General features: G+C 59.4%; 1 pseudogene. It reads left to right on the top strand.

Annotation, left to right across the window (positions count from 1 at the left end):
• A pseudogene (locus NW809_RS12620) lies at window positions 1-914 on the top strand (hypothetical protein); the annotation flags it as partial.
• Window positions 915-1,308 lie beyond the last annotated feature (394 nt).

The raw sequence follows: 1,308 nt of genomic DNA, 5'->3' as shown, positions 1-1,308 counted from the left end.
CCCTGGAGCAGAGCCAAGCCGAATGGCATGCCCGCCAGGGATCCCTGCGAGCCTATCAGGAGCAACTGCAGAGGATCCTTCAGCAGTTGCAATCCCAAGAGAGCTTGTACCAAAAAGCCTATCGCCTGGTGCAGGAGTACGACTTCATCGTCGATGGCAGCAGCAACGGCGGGTCAGGTGCCTCAGGGTCTGCGATCTCGGTCGAGGAGCTGGCGGCCTTGGTGAGCCAACTGCGCCGAGATTACGAGCAGCGGGCAGCCCAAGTCAGCCAACAGCGGGCCGAGCTGGAGCAAAACCGGCAAACCCTGCGGGAGCTGCAAGAGCGGCTGGCCACCGCCTCTCCGGAGGAGCGGTTCGACATCGAACTGGATATCGACTACGCCCAGTCTGCCTGCAGCGCCCTAGAGGAAGCCCTGCTGCCTCAGGAGAAAAACCTGCAACGGGAATACGAGGAGCTGGCCCGCCAGGAAGCCCGCCTTAGGCAGCTTCAAAATCAGGCTGCCGCCCCAGTTCAGGTCGATATCGGGCCGATCCTGGAGCAGATCGGCAGCCAGAAGCAGGAGCTTCTCCAAGAAAAAAGCCGCCTGCAAACCCTCGTCCACCAACTGGAATCCTCTCTGCCCTTTCAACAAGAGCAACTGGCCCGCCAGCAGCAGGAATTGCAGCAGCAGTGGCAACAGTTGCAGCAAGAGGAGGGATCCCTGCGGGCCCGCACCCAGGCGATGGCAGAAACCTGGGGCCGCCTCAACCATCTGCAGGCCACCCTCTACCCCGAGCGAGATCGCTGGGCGGAGTTAGCGGAACAACTGGCTCAGTTGGAGGCAGAGCTGGCTCAATATCAAGAAAGGGGCTCCACGGCCAGCGCCCATGTCCAGCAGGTGCAATCGCTCCTGGCCGCCCTCACCCAGCGGTAAGGAGCTGTGTCCTGTCGTCTTCCCAAGCAGGCAGGCAGTGCCCACACATTCCTTTTGACACAAAAGGATAGCTTGGTAGCCCCGTACTTGAGGACGGGGCGGAAAAGCCCTTGAGCCACTTTAGTTGCTTCTTTAGAGCTTCTCCAGGAAAACAACCTACTGCGGTGCCAAACCCGCGCGGCAATGACTAACCTGGAGGAACTGAAGTCCTCCGAAGTAAGCAGAACTTTGAGGTTATGCCTCAAAAGACTATCTAGGGGCGTCTTGACAGCGCCTTCGCCAGTCCATTTTGGGCTGCGTAAGAATCCCCTGCCTTCAGGCGCTGGGAGTGTCAAGGGCTTGACGGCCTCAACCAAAGAGAGCAAATCTGGTAAAATTCGGTAGCGCCTTGTAG

This window comes from Synechococcus sp. WC101 (genome assembly GCF_047461555.1).
Classification (GTDB): domain Bacteria; phylum Cyanobacteriota; class Cyanobacteriia; order Thermostichales; family Thermostichaceae; genus Thermostichus.
Note: the sequence above shows the minus strand (reverse complement) of the source record. Positions and strands in the feature narration are given on the sequence as shown.